Raw genomic sequence first — 17,720 nt, forward strand, 5'->3', positions numbered from 1 at the left:
TTCGCGCCGCGCCCGTTGTACCGTTCCGAGTCGTACTGTTACCGCGACCCGATCATTTCCTCAGGGCGCACCCACGCATCGAATTCCGCTTCGGTCAGGTAGCCGAGCGCGAGCGCGGCGGCCTTCAGCGTCGTGCCTTCCTTGTGCGCCTTCTTTGCGATCTGCGCCGACTTGTCGTAGCCGATGTGCGGATTGAGCGCCGTCACGAGCATCAGCGATTCGTTCAGCAGCAGGTCGATCCGCGAGCGGTTCGGCTCGATGCCCACCGCGCAGTGGTCGTTGAAGCTCTGTGCGCCGTCGGCAAGCAGCCGCACCGACTGCAGCACGTTGTGCGCGATCATCGGCCGGAACACGTTCAGCTCGAAATTGCCGCTCGCGCCACCGACGTTGACCGCGACGTCGTTGCCGAACACCTGGCAGCACAGCATCGTCACGGCTTCAGACTGCGTCGGGTTCACCTTGCCCGGCATGATCGAGCTGCCCGGCTCGTTTTCGGGAATCGACAGCTCGCCAAGCCCGCAGCGCGGCCCGCTCGCGAGCCAGCGGACGTCGTTCGCGATCTTCATCAGGCCGGCAGCAACCGTCTTCAGCGCGCCGTGCGCGAACACCAGCGCATCGGCGGCCGCCATCACCTCGAACTTGCTCGGCGCCGTCACGAACGGCAGCTTCGCGAGCCGGCCGATTTCATCGGCGACACGCACCGCGAACTCCGGATGCGCGTTCAGCCCCGTGCCGACTGCCGTGCCGCCGAGCGCGAGTTCGTACAGGTGCGGCAAGGCCGATTCGACGTGACGGATGCTCTGGTCGAGCTGCGCGACGTAGCCGGAAAACTCCTGGCCGAGCGTGAGCGGCGTCGCGTCCTGCAGGTGCGTGCGGCCGATCTTCACGATGTCGGCGAATGCCTTCGACTTCGCGTCGAGCGTCGTGCGCAGCGTGCGCAGCGCCGGCAGCAGGTGGTTGACGATCGCGTACGCGGCCGCGACGTGCATGGCGGTCGGGAACACGTCGTTCGACGACTGGCCGCGGTTCACGTCGTCGTTCGGATGAACCTTGCGCGCTTCGCCGCGCTCGCCGCCCATCAGTTCGCTCGCGCGATTCGCGATCACCTCGTTGAGGTTCATGTTGGTCTGCGTGCCGGAGCCCGTCTGCCACACGGCGAGCGGGAATTCGCGCGGATGCTTGCCGGCGATGATCTCGTCGGCCGCGTCGATGATGGCGTGCGCCTTGTCGTCGGCCAGCACGCCGAGCGACTGGTTCACGGCCGCCGCGGCGCGCTTGACGATCGCGAGCGCATGGATCAGCTCGGGCGATTGCTTTTCGGTCGAGATCCGGAAATTCTGCAGCGAGCGCTCGGTCTGGGCGCCCCAGAGCCGGTCGGCCGGTACGGCGATCTCGCCGAACGTATCGCGTTCCATCCGAACTGCTTCGTTCATGATCCACTCCTCCAGGAAAGGGGAAAGGCCGCGCGTCGTCGCGCGGCCTCAGACGTAATCAGACGTATCGTGAGGCGGCCGCGCCGCTTGCGCGGCGTCTCGAGGTCTTCAGCCGACTAGCATAGCGCCGGCCGGGATTTCGCGTCGTGTCGCGCTCAGTGCGGCGACGTCACGAGCGACGCGCTCTTCAGATGAAAGCGCCATGCCATCAGCACGGCCACGCTGGCGAGGCCGGCCGCGAGGCCCCACCAGAGGCCTCGGGCACCGAGGCCCACGTGGAACGCGAACCAGTAGCCGGTCGGGAAACCGACGCCCCAGTAGCCGAGGGTCGCCGCGAGCATCGGGATGCGCGTGTCTTTCAGGCCGCGCAGCGCACCCGATGCGACGGTCTGCGCGCCGTCGACGATCTGGAACACCGCGGCGATGCCGAGCAGCGACGCGGCGAGCGATACGGTGGCCGCGTTCGACGGATCGTCGAGGTTCAGGTATAGGCCGACGATCGCATGCGGCGCGACGACCAGCACGATGCCCGACAGCGTCATGAACGCGACACCGAGGCCGAGTGCGACGAAGCCCGCATGCCGCGCGGCGACGGGCGCCCCTGCGCCGACCCAGTAGCCGACCCGCACGTTGGCGGCCTGGCCGATCGCGAGCGGCACCATGAACGCCACCGACGCGACGTTCAGCGCGATCTGGTGCGCGGCCAGTGACGTCGCGCCGAGCACACCGATGGTCAGGCCGGTTGCGAGGAACAGCGTCGACTCGACCCCGTACGTGATCGCCACCGGCCAGCCGATGCCGATCAGTTCGCCCATCATGGGCAGCTTCGGGCGCGCGGCGGTAACGAAATGACGGAAGCGTTGCCGGCCGTGCAGCAGCCAGATCAGTGCGAGCGCGGTGAGCCAGATCGTGATCGTCGTCGCGACCGCCGAACCGAGGAAGCCGAGGCGCGGCAGCCCGAACGCGCCGTGGATCAGCCCGTAGTTCAGCACGCCGTTGACGCCGACGCCGCCGACCGACACCCACAGCAGCCGCCGCGCCGCGCCGATCGCCGGCAGGAATGCGCGCATCAGCCCGACGCCGATCAGGCTGCCGAGCGCGGCGAAGCGCAGGATGCCGGTGTATTCGCCGACGTGATGCGCGAGCAATGGCGGCTCGTGGAACATCAGCAGGATCGGTTCGGACAGCGACAGCGCGATGATGGCCGGAATCGCGAGCAGCACGGACAGCGCGAAGCCGGTCCAGTAGATGTGCGGCACGCGCTCGTCGGCCTTGGCGCCGCGCGCGTGCGCGACGCTGACGCTGACCGACGACAGCACGCCTTGCAGCACGGTCACGATGACGAAGAAGAAGTTCGCGCCGAGCCCGCCCGCGGCGAGCGAATCGGGGCCGAGCGAGCCGAGCAGTACCGTGTCGGTGACGCTCATCGCCATCTGCGAGAGCTGCGCGATCGCGAGCGGCGCGGCGAGGCGCGCGGTATCGGCGGCATGACTGGACAGGGACGGCGGCGCGGCGGCCGTCCGCGTAAGACCGGAATGCGACATGGAATGGGCGCTCGCGCGGGTGCGGGCCCGCGCTCTATGTATTTATTTTGAGAGACGGCTAGCTTACGGCTTTATTCGAACCATGTCGAACGCGCGCGCCGATGGCCATGTCGCAGGCAGGGGGAACCGTCCGGCCTAGGCTTCGCGCACTGCAATGCGCGTGTCGCCGAGCAGGACGACCTGGCCCGCGCGGATCTTGCAGGTCTTGCGCAGTTCGACCGCGCCGTCGACTTTCACCGCGCCGGACGCGACGATCAGCTTCGCGGTGCCGCCGCTGTCCGCGAGGCCGGTGATCTTGAGAAGGTTGTGCAGCTCGACGTATTCGCCGGTCAGCGTGAAATCCAGGTTGGGCATGACGAAGAAGGTGCGCAATGCGCGGGAGGAATCGCCTCGCATCATACGGCACGGCGGGCCGGCGCGCGAGCGCGGCCGGCTGCCGCACGCGGTTGTCAGGAAATGTGAGCCATTCGTCAGCAAATGAAACGGTGGGTAACAGTCTGAGAGATTCGAGAACCGGCCGTGCGGGCCGCGGGTCTTTTGTCGTACCTGCCGCGTGTTGCGGCGGGGGACGCAACGGACCGCATCGCTGGGGTCCGGGCTCACAACTTCCTGAGGAGAATTGCCATGTCCAAGATTCGTACGATGCTGATCGGTGCCGCGTTGACGGCGTTCGCCACTTCGGCCGCATTTGCCCAGACGGGCACGGCGGTACAGGGCGCAGCCGGTGCCGGCGTGCAGGCGCAGACGCCGGCGGCGGGTGTCGGTGCCGGCATGCAGGGCAGTGCGGGCGCGAACGCGTCGGGCAATGCGGCCGGCGGTGCAACCGATGCGGTTGGCGCGGCAGCCGACGGCGCGAAGGATACGTCGTCGTCGGCCGTCCACTCGGCCAAGAAGCACACGAAGCATGCCGCGAAGTCGGCCAAGAGCCATGTCGGCTCGGCCAAGGCGAAGGCCGGCGAAGCGACCGAAGGCGGCGCATCGGTGGGCGCGGAGGGCGGTGCATCGGCCCAGGGCACCACGCAGTAAGCGGTGCCCGGCGCCGCGCGACGCTCGCCCCGGACGACGCGTCGCGACGGTGGCCACCCGACGTCCCGGTTCGCGTTATGCGAACCGGGACGTTTTCATGTGTTGATGCGCATGGGCGCGCCGTTACGGCCGGCGCTGTCCTTGCCCTTGTCCCGGACCCTGCGCCGGCCGCACGGCAGCCGGCGTGAATACGCTGCGCAACCACGCGGCGAGCCGTGCGAAGACGTCGTACGGCTCCTCGACGAAGATCTCCGGCTTCAGCAGCCGCAGGTATTCCATGATCTGCTGCGCTTCCTGCTTCTGGAACGAGCCGTGCGCGAGTCCGAGCCGCAGCAGCCCGCGCAGTTCGCCGAGCTTGTCGCGCGCGGTGCTGCCGACACTCATCTCGCACGCGAGCTTGGCCTCGTAGACCCGTTGTCGCAGCGATTCCGCGAGCCGCCACGCAGGCGTCTGCATCAGCTCCTCGAGCGCCTGGATGTCTTGCGCCGCCCCCTTGATCTGCGATGCGAGCGGGTCGATCAGCGACGGGTCGCCCTGCGCTTCGGCGACGATCGCTTTCGCCCAGTCGCGGCAAGCCTTCGCGAGTTCGTCGGGGGTCCATTCGGAGCGTGACGCGAAGCCGAAGCCGAATTCGCCGGCCTGTCGCATCAGGATCGCGACGACGTCCGGAAACTCCTTGTCGAGCGTGCGTTTTGCCCACGCGTACTGGCCGCCCTGCAGCATTCGCTGCACGGCGTGCTCGGTCAGCGGCACCATGTTGTCGAGCAGTTTGGCGCGCAGGAAATCCTCGAACGACGGCGTCGCGAACTGCGGGTCGAGTTTCAGCGACACGCGGACGAACGCGTCGTAGTCCTTGCGTAGGGACTCTAGCGTGTCGTCCTTGAGGGAAAGGGTGATCTGGCCCATGAATCGTCTCGATGGCGGCCCGCGCAAGCCGGCGGCCGGCACGGCGCACCGGGGCGGGCGCAGCGTCGACTGACCGGTGCGCGCCGAGGCCGGTGGCGGGTCTTCATTCCCTATATCGGCGTGCCGGGCGAAAACTTGAGTGCGCGTGACCGAGCGTGCGCTCAGGCGGGCAGCCAGTGGGGCAACACGACCCCTTGCCAGAAGAAGAACACCACGAGCCCCGCTGCGATCGTCACGAGCGGGCGGCGGGTTGCCGCCGATACGAGCACGGCCGCCAGCGCGCCGACCAGCTGCGGATTGCGCCAGGTCAGCTCGGCCGTGCCGCCGTGCGGCGAGACGGTCATCGGTACGATGATCGCGGTCAGCACGGTGACGGGCACGAAGCCGAGCGCGGTCCGCACGAGCGGCGGGAAGGTCAGCCGTTCGCCGAACAGGAACAGCGTCGAGCGGATCGCGTACGTGATGACGGCCATCCCGAGAATCAGCAGCGCGTAGCTCACGATGCGGCCTCCGTGCGCGAGCCGGCGCGCGTGCGTTCGTGCAGCAGCGTGAGCGCGACGCCGATCGCGACGCCGGCGGCGACTGCGCCGAGCAGTCCGAGCTTGTACGGCCAGCCCTGCCAGAAGTACGCCAGCGTGCCGGCCGTCACGGCCGCAGCGAAATAGCGCAGCGTGCCGAGCTGCGGGACGACGATTGCAATGAAGGTCGCCGCCATCGCGAAATCGAGGCCGAGCGACTGCAGGCCCGGGAACGCCGCGCCGAAACCGATGCCCGCGAGCGTCCAGACCTGCCAGTTCAGGTACATCGCGAGCCCCGAGCCGAAGAAGTAGTGGGGGCCGATCGCGCCGGGCGGGAAATGCCGGTAGTGCGCATAGGCGACCGCGAACACCTCGTCGGTCATCAGTGCGCCGAGCGTCGCGCGCCAGCGCAGCGGCAGGTGCGCGACATAGGGCGCGAGCGTCGCGCTGTACAGCAGGTGGCGCAGGTTCACGATCAGCGTGGTCGCGAGCACGACGACGAAGCTTGCGCTGCCCGCGATCAGGCCGAGTGCGATGAACTGCGCGGAGCCCGCGAACACGGCGAGCGACATCAGCGCGCCATGCCACGCGGCGAGCGGGCCACCGCCAACGAGCGTGCCGAAAATCACGCCGAACGGGGCGGCGCCAATCATCATTGGAATCGTGTCGCGCGCGCCGTCGAGCCATTCGTTGAATGGGCGGCGAGCAGGCGATGCGGGTGTCGGGTTCAAAGGGTGCTCCTCCATGAACGGGAGGATAGCGGGCAGGGGGTGTGCCGGCTTGTATGTTCTTGCGCTTGGGCGGCGAGCCGGGGCTTGCTCGCCCGCAGGCGCCGGCGGCATCGCGGTGGCGGGCCGGATGCTGCGCGTCAGCTCGCCTGCCAGCGCCCGGGCGGCACGCCGAACATGCGTTTGAAGTGCCGTGTGAAGTGGCTTTGGTCGACGAAGCCGCTGGCCGCCGCGACGTCGGCGACGGGCACGCCCGCGCGCAGCGGCGCCAGCGCGCGCTGCAGGCGCAACTGGTTGCGCCAGGCATGCGGCGGCATGCCGGTCGTGCGGGTGAACAGGCGCGCCGCGTGGAACGGCGACAGGCCGGCCGCCTGCGCGACTTCGTCGAGCGTCACCGTGCACATGAGATCGGCGGCGAGCCGCTCGCGCATCGCGTCGACGCGTGGTTCGTCCGCTGCGAGCGGCGCCGGTCGCGGCAGTGCGTCGGCATGGCGCACGATCAGCGTCGACAACGCATCGAGCATCGCCGTTTCGGCGGCGAGCGGATCGTAGATGCGCGGTGCGCCCGTCACCGGATCGTCAGCCGGCTGCCCGTGCGCCTGCGAGGGTAGTGCGCGCTCGCTGCCGGCCTCCATCATCCGGTGCGCCAGCGTGAGCCGGGCCGCCAGGTCGGCGTCGCGAATCACGTCGGGCGCAAACCACGGCGCGTCCTGCGGGCGGCCGGCGATCGCGCTGGTGAGTTCGCGGATGAATTCGACCGGCATGTAGCTGACGCGATAGCACCAGCCTTCGTCCGCAGCGCGCGAACCCGTATGCACTTCACCGGGATTGATCACGGGCACGGAACCCGTTTCGGCGACATAGCCGTTACCGCGATAGGTGAAGCGTTCCGCGCCTTCGAGAATCACGGGGATCGTGTACGCGTCGTGCCAGTGGGGCGCGAACGTGTGGTCGCGATAGGTGGCCGTGACGAGATCCGCCTCCGGCAGCAGCGGCGTGCGCCAGTAGCGTGCGGAGTCTGGAAGGCGGGTGGCGGACATGATCGGGCGCGGAGCGGTCGAACCGTCAGTGTATCGCTCGCACGCCCGGCAGGCGCGGGCTTTACTTGACCGGAATCGTCGTGCCGGCCGGCATCGGCACTGCGGTGACGGCGTTCTTCGGGCTGCCGCTGACGATGCGGTCGCTGTAGGTCAGGTAGACGATCGTGTTGCGCTTGGCGTCGACCACGCGCACGACGTGCAGGGTCTTGAAGATGAACGACATGCGCTCGCTGAACACGTCGGTCTGCTGCTTGAGCGGCTCCTTGAAGCTGATCGGGCCGACCTGCCGGCATGCGATCGACGCTTCGCTCGGATCCTCGGCGACACCGAGCGTGCCCTTGATCCCGCCGGTGCGGGCGCGCGACACGTAGCAGGTCACGCCGTTCACGACCGGATCGTCATACGCCTCGACGACCACGCGATCGGAGCCCGTGACGCGGAAATGGGTGTTGACGCTGCCGACTTCCTCCGCGTGCGCGAGCGGTGCCGCGGCGAACGCGGAAAGCAGGAGGGCGAGTGGTGCTGAACGGAGGAGGCGGTGCTTCATCGACGGAACCGGATGCGAATGCGGGACAGAGACTCTAGCATGCGCGCGACCGGGCGATGAAAGCCGACAGGCGGGCCGGAAAAACAAAAGGCCCGTCGAATGACGGGCCTTTCGCTATTTGGCTCCCCGACCTGGGCTCGAACCAGGGACCTACGGATTAACAGTCCGGCGCTCTACCGACTGAGCTATCGGGGAATAAATCGGTACATCTGCTTGTTTGTCTACCAGCAAAAAGCCCGTCCACTTTCAACGGGCCTTTGCGTTTTTGGCTCCCCGACCTGGGCTCGAACCAGGGACCTACGGATTAACAGTCCGGCGCTCTACCGACTGAGCTATCGGGGAACAAACAACAACAGCAGAGAAACGAGATTATATGGAGCGTTGATCAAGCCGTCAATACTTTTGAGCCGCGGCGAGCAAATTTTTTGCGGCCGCTACGCGATCAGCGCTCGAGCAGGTGCAGCTTGTCCTGCACGTCCTTCCACTCGTCCGCGTCGGCCGGTGCCGGCTTGGTCTTCGTGATCGACGGCCAGTCCTTCGCCAGCTCGGCGTTCAGCGCGGTGAACTGCTGCTGGTCGCCCGGAACGTCTTCTTCGGCATAGATCGCATTGGTCGGGCACTCGGCGACGCACACGGCGCAGTCGATGCACTCGTCCGGATCGATGGCGAGAAAGTTGGGACCTTCACGGAAGCAATCCACCGGGCACACATCCACGCAGTCCGTGTATTTGCACTTGATGCAGCCTTCGGTCACAACGTGAGTCATTAAAACGCTCCTGCTTGGCGGTATATATGGGGTGGCGTTTGCGCCAAAACCGGCATTGTAACTGAAGCGCAAAACCCGCATGGCGTGGTCGGCTATCCGGCTTATATCGTTTCGTGATTAGTTTATGGCGGCCTGCCGAAGGGGCGCACCAACGGGGGCGCGTGTACCGTACGCCGGTACGGCGGCGCGACCGGAGCAGGGCGGCAGGCGGTTTCACGATGGTCGGGCCCGCATTCGGGTAACATGGCCGACAGACCGGGCGGCGCGCGGTGCGCCGGGGCCCTGTCACGATATTGGCGGTGCCGTAATCATGATCATCACTTCGCTGCTCGACACGGATCTCTACAAGTTCACGATGATGCAGGTCGTCCTGCATCACTTTCCTGCCGCAAACGTCGAGTACCGCTTCCGGTGCCGCACGCCGGGCGTCGATCTCGTGCCGTACATCGACGAGATCCGCGACGAGGTGCGCGGCCTGTGTGCGCTGCGCTTCATCGACGTCGAACTCGACTACCTGCGGCGGATGCGCTTCATCAAGAGCGATTTCGTCGATTTCCTCGCGCTGTTCCACCTGAACGAGAAGTACATCTCGATCACGCCGTCGCCGAAGGGCAACGGCGAGATCGACATCGTGATCGAGGGGCCGTGGCTGCACACGATCCTGTTCGAGATCCCGGTGCTCGCGATCGTCAACGAAGTCTATTTCCGCAACACGCAGCGCGAGCCCGACTATCGCGAAGGTCGCGAGCGGCTGTGCGAGAAGATCAAGCTGCTCGGCGCGAAGCCCGAGTTCGCCGACTGCAAGATCGCCGACTACGGCACGCGCCGGCGCTTCTCGAAGGTCTGGCACGAGGAGGTCGCGCTCACGCTGCGCGACGGGCTCGGCCCGCAGTTCGCGGGCACGAGCAACGTGCTGTACGCGATGCGGCACGACATCACGCCGCTCGGCACGATGGCGCACGAGTATCTGCAGGCGTGCCAGGCGCTCGGCCCGCGGCTGCGCGATTCGCAGATCTACGGCTTCGAGATGTGGGCGAAGGAGTATCGCGGCGACCTCGGGATCGCGCTGTCGGACGTCTACGGGATGGATGCATTCCTGAACGACTTCGACATGTACTTCTGCAAGCTGTTCGACGGTGCGCGCCACGATTCGGGCGATCCGTTCGAGTGGGGCGAGCGCATGCTGCGCCACTACGAGGCGAATCGCTGCGACCCGCGCACCAAGGTGCTCGTGTTCTCGGACGCGCTCGACATCCCGAAGGTCATGCAGTTGTACGAACGGTTCCGCGGCCGCTGCAAGCTCGCGTTCGGCGTCGGCACCAACCTCACGAACGACCTCGGCTACGTGCCGCTGCAGATCGTGATCAAGATGGTTCGCTGCAACGGGCAGCCGGTCGCGAAGCTGTCGGATACGCCGGGCAAGAGCATGTGCGACGACAAGGCGTATCTCGCGTACCTGCGCCAGGTGTTCGGCATCGCGCAGCCGGTCGAGGAAGACGCGTCGAAGTAAGCGTCGGCCGAACGGCCAAAGCTGCGTCGCGGTGAGGTCGGCCGGTATAATCCGACGGTATCGCCCGCCAACGTCACGAGGACCGTTCATGGACACTTCCGCTGCCCGTCGCCAGATCCTCGCGCGCATTCGCGCGGCGCAGGGGCGTGCGGCCGAACCCGATGCGGCCGAGCGCGACGGCGTTGCCGACTATCTCGCCCGTCATCCCGAGGGCCCGCGCCCGCCGGTGCCGGCCGACCTCGTCGCGGCATTCGTCGACGAAGCCGCACGCCTGTCGACGACGGTCGACGAAGTCGCGACGCTTGCCGATGTGCCGGCCGCCGCGGCCCGCTACCTTTCCGCTCACGGCCTGCCGACGCAGGCCGTCGCGTGGCGCACGCTGGCCGATTTCGACTGGGCGGGCGCAGGCCTGTCGGTCGAATGCCGCAAGCCGCGCGACGGTGATCTGGTCGGCCTCACGGGCTGTTTTTGCGCAACCGCCGAAACGGGCTCGCTGGTGCTGCTGTCCGGCCCCGACACCTATGCGTCGGCCGGCCTGCTGCCGGAAACGCACATCGCGATCGTTCCCGCGTCGCGGATCGTCGCCGGTCATGAAGACGCATTTGCGCTGATCCGCTCGGAGCGCGGCGAATTGCCGCGCGCGGTCAATTTCGTGTCGGGCCCGTCGCGCACGGGCGATATCGAGCAGACCATCGTACTGGGCGCGCACGGCCCGTACCGCGTTCACGTGATCGTCGTACGGGGCGCATGACGCGCCCGCTGCATCCACTACCATTCGAACAAGGAAGTTCTGCATGAAACGACATGCCGCCTGGGCGGGCACGGCGTCGGGGATCGCGCTTGGCGCCGTTCCCGCGCTTGCATCGGCCGCAACGCTCGACGGTGCCACGCTGTCTGCACTCTGGGGTATCCCGTTCGCCGGGATCCTGCTGTCCATCGCACTGTTCCCGCTCGTCGCCCCCGTCTTCTGGCATCACCACTTCGGCAAGATTGCGGCCGGGTGGGCGGTGCTGTTCCTGATTCCGTTCGCGTTCGCGTTCGGCGCGGGCACCGCGTTCGGCACGCTCGTGCATGCGCTGCTCGAGGAATACATTCCGTTCATCGTGCTGCTCACCGCGCTCTATACGGTCGCGGGCGGCATCTGCGTGAACGGCAACCTGCATGGATCGCCGAAGCTCAATACCGCGATCCTCGCGCTCGGCACGCTGCTTGCGAGCGTGATGGGTACGACGGGCGCCGCGATGCTGCTGATCCGGCCGCTGCTGCGCGCCAACGACAACCGCAAGCATGTCGTGCACGTCGTGATCTTCTTCATCTTCCTCGTCGCGAACGCGGGCGGCTCGCTGTCGCCGCTCGGCGATCCGCCGCTGTTCCTCGGTTTCCTGAACGGCGTGAGCTTCTTCTGGACGACCACGCACCTCGCGCTGCCGATGCTGTTCATCTGCGTCGTGCTGCTGACACTGTTCTTCGTGCTCGATACGTACTTCTACCGGAAGGGCGGCGAGGAGCGGCCGGCCGCGCTCGACCCGACACCCGACGGCGCGGCGCTGTCGATCGACGGCAAGATCAACTTCGTGCTGCTCGCGGCCGTGATCGCGCTCGTGCTGATGAGCGGCATCTGGAAGCCGGGCATCACGTTCGACGTGTGGGGCACGCACGTGGCGCTGCAGAATCTCGTGCGCGACGTCGCGCTCGCGGGCGTGACGCTCGCGTCGCTCGCGCTGACGCCGCGTTCCGCGCGTGAAGGCAATGCATTCAACTGGGCACCGATCGAGGAAGTCGCGAAGCTGTTCGCGGGGATCTTCGTGACGATCGCGCCGGTGATCGTGATCCTGCGCGCGGGCGCGGACGGTGCGTTCGCGCAGATCGTCCATCTCGTCACGGGGCCGGACGGCAAGCCGATCGACGCGATGTACTTCTGGGCGACGGGCATCCTGTCCTCGTTCCTCGACAACGCGCCGACCTATCTGGTGTTCTTCAACCTCGCGGGCGGCGACGCGCAGGCGCTGATGACGACGGGTGCATCGACACTTGCCGCAATTTCCGCGGGCGCGGTGTTCATGGGCGCGAACAGCTATATCGGCAACGCGCCGAACTTCATGGTGAAGGCGATCGCGGAGTCGCGCGGCGTGAAGATGCCGAGCTTCTTCGCGTACCTCGGCTGGGCACTCGTGATACTGGTCCCCGTGTTCCTGCTGACGTCGCTGATCTTCTTCCCGGCGTAACCTGACAACTTTCAACCCAGCGCGGGCGATCCCGGCGGCGCGACGCGCACCGCGATCGGCTCGCGGCATACGGAGATGGCGATGCAGAAGATCCTGGTCGCGCGTCCGATCTTCCCGGACGTGATCGAACGGCTCGAGCAGTATTTCGAAGTCGACTGGAACAACGGCGACGCGCTTGCGCCCGATGCGCTCGCCGCTCGTCTCGCCGACAAGGACGGTGCGCTGACGGCTGGCGACCCGGTCGGCGCGGCGGTGCTCGCGGCGGCCCCGCGCCTGCGCGTCGTGGCGAACATGGCGGTCGGCTACAACAACTTCGACATGGCCGCGTTCAATGCGGCGAACGTGCTCGGCACCAACACGCCCGACGTGCTGAACGAGTCGACCGCCGATTTCGGCTGGGCGCTGATGATGGCCGCAGCCCGCCGGATCGCCGAATCCGAGCACTGGCTGCGGGCCGGACACTGGCAGAAGTGGGCGTACGACGGTTTCCTCGGCACCGACATTCACGGCTCGACGCTCGGCGTGATCGGGATGGGCCGCATCGGCCAGGCGCTCGCGCGCCGCGCACGCGGCTTCGGGATGCAGGTGATCTATCACAACCGGTCGCGGGTCGCGCCCGAGATCGAGGCCGAGCTGAACGCCGAATACGTGTCGAAGGATGCGCTGCTCGCACGTGCCGATCACGTCGTGCTCGTGCTGCCGTACACGCAGGAGAACCACCACACGATCGGCGCAGCCGAACTCGCGAAGATGAAGCCTACCGCGACGCTGACCAACATCGCGCGCGGCGGGATAGTCGACGACGCGGCGCTGGCCGCCGCGCTGCGCGACGGGACGATCGCCGCGGCCGGCCTCGACGTATACGAAGGCGAGCCGACCGTGCATCCGGCGCTGCTCGAGGTGCCGAACGTCGTGCTGACGCCGCATATCGCGAGCGCGACCGAAAAAACGCGCCGCGCGATGGCGAACCTCGCCGCCGACAACCTGATCGCCGCGCTGGGCGAGGGGCCGCGCGCGGGGCGGCCGCCGAATCCGATCAACCCAGACGTGATCGGGAAGCCGCGCGCATGACGACGACGTTGTTGCTTGCGGCGGTCGTCGTGCTGGCCGTCGCGCTTGTGGTGGCGATCGTCGCGCTCGTTCGTGGCGGTGGCCGCCACGACGATGTGGCGGTACTTGGCGACCAGATCGAGGACGCCGCGCATGCGCAGGCGCGTGCTGTCGAGCGGCTAGAACGCGAATTGCGCGGTGAAATCGTCGAGAACGCGCGCGGTTCGCGCACCGAGCTGGCCGGCAGTTTTGCGCAACTTCAGCAGACGCTCGCCGCGCAACTGACGAGCGTGGCGACGGTGCAGAACAACCAGATCGAGGGCTTCGCGCAGCAGCTCGGCAAGCTCGTCGCCGGCAATGCGCAGCAGTTCGACGCGATGCGCGAGAGCCTGCAGCGTCAGGCGCAGCAGGCGCGCGAGGAGCAGACGGGCGCGCTCAGGCTGTTCGGCGACACGTTGAACCGGCAGCTCACGCAACTGACCGAGGCGAACGACCGCCGGATCGGCGAAGTGCGCGCGACGCTCGAGCAGCGGCTGAAGGAAATCGAGACGAACAACGCGGCGAAGCTCGAGGAGATGCGCCGCACCGTCGACGAGAAACTGCACGCGACGCTCGAGCAGCGGCTCGGCGAATCGTTCAAGCTCGTGTCGGACCGGCTCGAGCAGGTGCATCGCGGGCTCGGCGAGATGCAGACGCTCGCGGCGGGCGTCGGCGATCTGAAGAAAGTGCTGACCAACGTGAAGACGCGCGGCACCTGGGGTGAAGTGCAGCTCGAGGCGCTGCTCGAGCAGATGCTGACGCCCGAGCAGTACGCGAAGAACGTCGCGACGGTGCCGAAGAGCAGCGAGCGCGTCGAGTTCGCGATCCGGCTGCCGGGGCGCGATGCCGGCACGCGCGACGCGCCGCCCGTGTGGCTGCCGATCGACGCGAAATTTCCGCGCGAGGACTACGAGCGGCTGATCGACGCCCAGGAGCGTGCCGATGCGCCGGCGGTCGAGGAGGCGGCCCGCGCGCTCGAAGCGCGCGTGCGGCTGGAGGCGCGCACGATCGCCGAGAAGTACGTCGCGCCGCCGCATACGACCGATTTCGCGCTGTTGTTCCTGCCGACTGAAGGGCTCTATGCGGAGATCCTGCGTCGCCCGGGGCTGACTGACCTGCTGCAGCGCGACTATCGCGTGACGGTCGCGGGGCCGACGACGCTCACCGCGCTGCTGAACAGCCTGCAGATGGGGTTCCGCACGCTCGCGATCGAGCAGCGCTCGAGCGAGGTGTGGCAAGTGCTCGGCGCGGTAAAAACGGAATTCGGCAAGTTCGGCGACGTGCTCGCGCGCACGAAGGCGCAGCTCGAAACGGTCACGCGCTCGATCGAGTCCGCCGAGCAGCGTACGCGCGTGATGAGCCGCAAGCTGAAGCAGGTCGAGGCGCTGCCGGGCGATGCGGCGGCCGGGCTGCTCGGCGCGGAAGGTAGCGACGGCGCCGATGCGGACGACGCGTGACGCGCGCGGCCGCACCGGCCGGAACGAAAACGGGCGCCGCGGCGCCCGTTTTTTCATGAAGCGATTGCCGGTGCGGCCGCCGTGCGCTCAATGTCCGGCGAGCGTATCCAGCGCGGTGCCCGTCACTCGGACGATGCGCCAGTCGGGCAGCACGGTGGCGCCCATCTTTTCATAGAAATCGATCGCCGGCTGGTTCCAGTCGAGGACCGACCATTCGAAGCGCCCGCAGCGGCGCTCGACGGCCAGCGCCGCGAGGTGACGCAGCATCGCGGTGCCGAGGCCCGTGCCGCGTTGCGACGGCTGCACGTACAGATCCTCGAGATAGAGGCCGCGACGGCCGAGGAACGTCGAATAGTTGTGGAAGAACAGCGCATACGCGACGATCGCGCCGTCATGTTCGGCTACCCGCGCTTCGGCGGCGGGGTGCGCGCCGAACAGCGCGTCGGCGAGATCGGCTTCAGTCGCGACGAACAGATCCGTGAGCTTCTCGAACTCGGCCAGCTCGCGCATCAGCGCGAGGATCGCGCCGACGTCGCGCGTTTCGGCCGCGCGGATCTGCGGCGTGCCGCTCACGCTTCCTCCGGCGGATCGGACAGCACGATCTCGATGCCGCCGAAGCGCGACGCGACCCAGTTGTACGCGTGGCACGCGATCCACAGCAGCACGAAGCCGAGGATGGCGTTCAGCAGCAGCGCGCTCAGGATCGTGCTCAGTTCGACCATCCCGTAGCGGACGTACGCGACGAGAATGCCGAGCAGCACGATCGGCACGCTGAATGTCAGGTAGACGAGGATCAGCGCCTTTGCGGTCTGCCCCGCGGCGATCGACGAAATTTGTTTCTTCATGTGCGGATTGCCCCCGTAGAGATATACCGATAGTGGAATTCAGATCAGGCCGTCGAGCGGCAGGATGTCGACCGGGGTGCCCGCGTCGACTGCCGCGGTATCGTGGCCCAGGACGATGAAACAGTTGGCAGCCGCGAGGCCGCTCAACGATGCGGAACTCTGCGAACCGGCCGGCGTGACGTGCCAGCGGCCGTCGGCGGCGCGCGTCGCGATGCCGCGCAGGTATTCGGTGCGGCCGGGGCGCTTCTTCAATGCCTGCGTGCTGAGTGCCGAGTACATCGCCGGCGTCGGCGTCTGCGCACCGGCCAGCGTCAGCAGTGCCGGGCGCACGATCGCGTAGAACGTGACAGCCGACGCGACCGGATTGCCGGGCAGCCCGAAGAACAGCGTGTGACCGGCGCCATCGGCCGCGCGTGCGAGCGTGCCGCACGCGAGCGGCCGGCCGGGACGCAGCGCGAGGCTCGCGAACGTCACGTCGCCGAGTTTTGACATCACGTCGCGCGTGAAGTCGGCTTCGCCGACCGAGACGCCGCCGGACGTGATCACCGCATCGGCCTGCGCGGCGACGGCGGCGCGCAATGCGGCTTCGAGCGCGGCCGGGTCGTCGCGGACGATCCCGAGGTCGATCGCGTCCGCATGCAGTCTTTCGAGCATCGCGATCAGCATCCCGCGATTGCTGTCGTACAGTGTGCCGGGGCCGAGCGGCTCGCCGGGCTCGCGCAGTTCGTCGCCGGTGGAGAACACGGCGACGCGCACGCGTCGGCGCACCGAGACCTCGGTGATGCCGAACGACGCAAGCAGCCCGAGATCGGACGGACGCAGGATGCGGCCCGCGGCGAGCGCGCAGGCACCGTGCGCCAGATCCTCGCCGGCCTTGCGGCAGTTTGCACCGCGCGCGATGTCGTGCGCGGCGAAGCGGATCGTGTCGCCGTCGACGCGCACGCGTTCCTGCGGAATCACCGTGTCGCATCCCACCGGCATCGGCGCGCCCGTCATGATGCGCACGCATGATCCAGCCGCCACGACGCCGTCGAACGGATGGCCGGCGAGCGCGATACCGGTGACCGTCAGCGCGACGTCGGCTCGCGGTGATGCGTGCGTACTGGCGCTGCCGTCGAACGCATAGCCGTCCATCGCCGAGTTGTCATACGCGGGAATGTCGAACGGCGCGTTCACGTCGGCCGCGAGCACGCGGTCGAGTGCATCGCGCAGCGTCACCGTGTCGCACGCATCGACCGGCACCGCGAAGCGGCACGCGAGTGCCTGCGCGTCGGCGAGCGACAGCGGGGCATCGGAATCGGGTGCGGTTCGGGAGGCGGGCGAGGATTGCGTGATCATCAGTCGGACTGCGCCGCAAGGCGTATCGGGTTCGTGGCCGGTGGCGCGAGGAGGGTGCCTGGGCGCGGGTTTCGCGTGCGGCGGGCGGGAACCGCGCGGGTGCCGTCAGCGACGGGCCAGTGCGGCGAGTTCCTGCCAGGAGTTGGCATTGTAAAACGCACGCTCGTCGTGAAACTCGACTTCGACCGTCTTGTGGCGTGCGTACCACGCACGCACCTTGCGGTCGCCGGCCGCGAGCCGGGCGGCGAGATCGTCGGCCAGCGACGTGCGCAGCAGCGCGAACGTCGGCTGCGGCGAGCGCGCCTGTTGCGCGTCGACCGTCACCGCCATTGCGATGTCGGCCTGCTGCGCGTCGAGCGCCGAGTGCAGCCGCGCGACGAGGTCGGTGGGCAGAAAGGGCGTATCGCATGGCGAGCATGCGACGAGCGGCGCGCGTGCCGCCCGCATGCCGGCGAGCAGGCCCGCGAGCGGGCCGGGGAAGTCGGGCGTTTCGTCCGCGACGATGCGCGCGTCGAACGGCGCGCCGAGGTCGGCATAGCGATCGGCATGGCGATTCGCGCTGATCAGCGTTTCGTCGACCTGTGGCGAGAGCCGGCGCAGCACGTGCAGCGCGAGCGGCGTGCCGTCGAGCAACTGCAGGCCCTTGTCGACACCGTCCATGCGCGTGGCACGTCCGCCTGCGAGCAGCAGGCCGGCGATCGAGGGAGAGGCGGAAGCGGGCATCGTGAGGAAGCGGGAGGGGCAGCGT

The 17,720-nt window shown here is 67.8% G+C and carries 19 protein-coding genes and 2 tRNA genes; 6 read left to right on the plus strand and 15 right to left on the minus strand.

All coding sequences use genetic code 11. The annotated features are described in order from the left end of the window. Positions 1 to 38: 38 nt before the first annotated feature. The 3 genes from fumC to ACPTTF_RS05525 form a co-directional block, all read right to left on the minus strand. Positions 39 to 1,433, minus strand: coding sequence for a class II fumarate hydratase (fumC, locus tag ACPTTF_RS05515; protein WP_166957568.1), 1,395 nt, complete (start codon positions 1,431 to 1,433; stop codon positions 39 to 41). Between the two features lie 155 nt (positions 1,434 to 1,588). Beyond that, complete coding sequence (gene norM, locus ACPTTF_RS05520) at positions 1,589 to 2,977, minus strand: multidrug efflux MATE transporter NorM (protein WP_166957570.1); 1,389 nt, start codon at positions 2,975 to 2,977, stop codon at positions 1,589 to 1,591. 135 nt (positions 2,978 to 3,112) lie between these two features. After that, positions 3,113 to 3,331, minus strand: a complete 219-nt coding sequence (locus ACPTTF_RS05525; protein WP_006486208.1) for an RNA-binding S4 domain-containing protein — start codon at positions 3,329 to 3,331, stop codon at positions 3,113 to 3,115. Positions 3,332 to 3,601: 270 nt separating this feature from the next. Between ACPTTF_RS05525 and ACPTTF_RS05530 the strand changes: the two genes are divergently transcribed. Continuing rightward, positions 3,602 to 4,003 (plus strand): hypothetical protein, encoded by a 402-nt coding sequence (locus ACPTTF_RS05530; protein ID WP_423370503.1) that lies wholly within the window; start codon positions 3,602 to 3,604, stop codon positions 4,001 to 4,003. Between the two features lie 123 nt (positions 4,004 to 4,126). Here the strand turns inward: ACPTTF_RS05530 and ACPTTF_RS05535 are convergent, their stop codons facing one another. From ACPTTF_RS05535 to fdxA, 8 genes are all read right to left on the minus strand, one after another. Beyond that, the gene (locus tag ACPTTF_RS05535) at positions 4,127 to 4,909 is read right to left on the minus strand and encodes a DUF4088 family protein (protein WP_166957574.1); all 783 of its coding nucleotides are present in this window, start codon (positions 4,907 to 4,909) and stop codon (positions 4,127 to 4,129) included. 161 nt (positions 4,910 to 5,070) lie between these two features. Continuing rightward, the gene (locus ACPTTF_RS05540; protein WP_128846180.1) at positions 5,071 to 5,409 is read right to left on the minus strand and encodes an AzlD domain-containing protein; all 339 of its coding nucleotides are present in this window, start codon (positions 5,407 to 5,409) and stop codon (positions 5,071 to 5,073) included. Beyond that, positions 5,406 to 6,173: an AzlC family ABC transporter permease gene (locus ACPTTF_RS05545; protein ID WP_423370504.1), complete on the minus strand. Its 768-nt coding sequence runs from the start codon at positions 6,171 to 6,173 to the stop codon at positions 5,406 to 5,408. Before ACPTTF_RS05545 ends, ACPTTF_RS05540 begins: the two co-directional genes overlap by 4 nt. A 122-nt stretch (positions 6,174 to 6,295) precedes the next feature. Then, a complete protein-coding gene (locus ACPTTF_RS05550) occupies positions 6,296 to 7,195 on the minus strand; it encodes an AraC family transcriptional regulator (RefSeq protein ID WP_423370505.1) in 900 nt (299 codons plus the stop codon). Between the two features lie 61 nt (positions 7,196 to 7,256). Further along, positions 7,257 to 7,742 carry a CreA family protein gene (locus ACPTTF_RS05555; RefSeq protein ID WP_423370506.1) on the minus strand — a complete coding sequence of 162 codons (486 nt, stop codon included), beginning with the start codon at positions 7,740 to 7,742 and terminating at the stop codon, positions 7,257 to 7,259. Positions 7,743 to 7,861: 119 nt separating this feature from the next. Beyond that, a tRNA-Asn gene (locus ACPTTF_RS05560) sits at positions 7,862 to 7,937 on the minus strand. A gap of 71 nt (positions 7,938 to 8,008) precedes the next feature. Continuing rightward, positions 8,009 to 8,084, minus strand: a tRNA-Asn gene (locus ACPTTF_RS05565). A gap of 100 nt (positions 8,085 to 8,184) precedes the next feature. Then, the gene (gene fdxA, locus ACPTTF_RS05570) at positions 8,185 to 8,508 is read right to left on the minus strand and encodes a ferredoxin FdxA (protein ID WP_011351384.1); all 324 of its coding nucleotides are present in this window, start codon (positions 8,506 to 8,508) and stop codon (positions 8,185 to 8,187) included. Positions 8,509 to 8,818: 310 nt separating this feature from the next. On the opposite strand from fdxA, the gene pncB reads away from it, so the two are divergent. The 5 genes from pncB (at position 8,819) to rmuC (ending at position 14,789) form a co-directional block, all read left to right on the plus strand. Next, complete coding sequence (gene pncB, locus ACPTTF_RS05575) at positions 8,819 to 10,018, plus strand: nicotinate phosphoribosyltransferase (RefSeq protein ID WP_166957582.1); 1,200 nt, start codon at positions 8,819 to 8,821, stop codon at positions 10,016 to 10,018. An 88-nt stretch (positions 10,019 to 10,106) separates the two neighbouring features. Further along, positions 10,107 to 10,769 carry a LutC/YkgG family protein gene (locus ACPTTF_RS05580; RefSeq protein ID WP_423370507.1) on the plus strand — a complete coding sequence of 221 codons (663 nt, stop codon included), beginning with the start codon at positions 10,107 to 10,109 and terminating at the stop codon, positions 10,767 to 10,769. 43 nt (positions 10,770 to 10,812) lie between these two features. Next, positions 10,813 to 12,243 carry a sodium:proton antiporter gene (locus tag ACPTTF_RS05585; RefSeq protein WP_423370508.1) on the plus strand — a complete coding sequence of 477 codons (1,431 nt, stop codon included), beginning with the start codon at positions 10,813 to 10,815 and terminating at the stop codon, positions 12,241 to 12,243. An 81-nt stretch (positions 12,244 to 12,324) separates the two neighbouring features. Further along, positions 12,325 to 13,314, plus strand: a complete 990-nt coding sequence (locus ACPTTF_RS05590; protein WP_423370509.1) for a 2-hydroxyacid dehydrogenase — start codon at positions 12,325 to 12,327, stop codon at positions 13,312 to 13,314. Next, the gene (rmuC, locus tag ACPTTF_RS05595; protein ID WP_423370510.1) at positions 13,311 to 14,789 is read left to right on the plus strand and encodes a DNA recombination protein RmuC; all 1,479 of its coding nucleotides are present in this window, start codon (positions 13,311 to 13,313) and stop codon (positions 14,787 to 14,789) included. Before ACPTTF_RS05590 ends, rmuC begins: the two co-directional genes overlap by 4 nt. Positions 14,790 to 14,876: 87 nt before the next feature. Here the strand turns inward: rmuC and ACPTTF_RS05600 are convergent, their stop codons facing one another. The 4 genes from ACPTTF_RS05600 to mobA form a co-directional block, all read right to left on the minus strand. Then, positions 14,877 to 15,362, minus strand: coding sequence for a GNAT family N-acetyltransferase (locus tag ACPTTF_RS05600; RefSeq protein ID WP_423370511.1), 486 nt, complete (start codon positions 15,360 to 15,362; stop codon positions 14,877 to 14,879). Beyond that, entirely contained in the window at positions 15,359 to 15,634 is a 276-nt protein-coding gene (locus tag ACPTTF_RS05605; RefSeq protein WP_006401288.1) for a hypothetical protein, read from the minus strand. The genes ACPTTF_RS05600 and ACPTTF_RS05605 overlap by 4 nt, the downstream gene beginning before the upstream one ends. Positions 15,635 to 15,673: 39 nt before the next feature. Continuing rightward, on the minus strand, positions 15,674 to 16,972 hold the full coding sequence (glp, locus tag ACPTTF_RS05610; RefSeq protein ID WP_423370512.1) for a gephyrin-like molybdotransferase Glp: 1,299 nt from the start codon (positions 16,970 to 16,972) through the stop codon (positions 15,674 to 15,676). A gap of 105 nt (positions 16,973 to 17,077) precedes the next feature. Next, entirely contained in the window at positions 17,078 to 17,695 is a 618-nt protein-coding gene (gene mobA, locus ACPTTF_RS05615) for a molybdenum cofactor guanylyltransferase MobA (protein ID WP_423370513.1), read from the minus strand. Positions 17,696 to 17,720: the final 25 nt, after the last annotated feature.

The sequence above is a fragment of the Burkholderia crassaminum genome (genome assembly GCF_964265005.1).
Lineage (GTDB): Bacteria > Pseudomonadota > Gammaproteobacteria > Burkholderiales > Burkholderiaceae > Burkholderia.